This is a genomic window from Vibrio sp. 1069, from assembly GCF_033340555.1.
The window spans coordinates 1-647 of sequence record NZ_JAWOWP010000490.1; the positions used below are offsets into that span (position 1 = coordinate 1).

The following is a 647-nucleotide window of genomic DNA, read 5'->3' on the forward strand; positions in this document are numbered from 1 at the left end:
AGGGCTCAATCATGGCTTTGCTGTTTGCTTTGGTGTTCCTCATAGCCCATAACTCACTTGCTGATCTGATTTTTGGCTGGAGTGATGCCAGTGCCGAAGTGAAGCACTACGGCATGCAATATTTCTCTATCCGAGTGTGGAGTGCGCCGGCGGCACTGATGAATTTTGTGTTGTTGGGCTGGTTGCTCGGCACGCAAAACTCCAAAGCGCCTATGTGGATGGTGATCATCACCAATGTCACCAACATCGCTCTCGATTTGTTATTTGTGATGGGCTTAGGTTGGAAAGTTGAAGGTGCTGCGCTTGCATCCGTGATTGCTGATTACTCAGGCATGGCGTTTGGTTTGGTCTGCGTGTGGAAGACATGGCAAGCACGTCAGTTGCCGTCACCCAAGCAATTACTTGCTGACACTCAGCATGGGCTAGGGCGATTTGTGAAACTCAATCGCGATATCTTTCTTCGTTCATTATGTTTGCAAGCTGCGTTTAGCTTTATGACGTTTCAGGGCGCGAGCTTTGGTGATGATGTTGTCGCGGCAAACGCTGTGTTGATGAGCTTCTTGATGATGATTTCCTACGGCATGGATGGTTTTGCCTACGCGATGGAAGCGATGGTGGGGAAAGCGATTGGCGCGAAAGACCGAGCT

The 647-nt window shown here is 49.8% G+C and carries 1 protein-coding gene; it reads left to right on the forward strand.

Annotated features, from left to right (window positions below):
- On the forward strand, positions 1-647 hold a 647-nt coding region (locus R7040_RS27340), incomplete at both ends, for an MATE family efflux transporter (protein WP_318097727.1).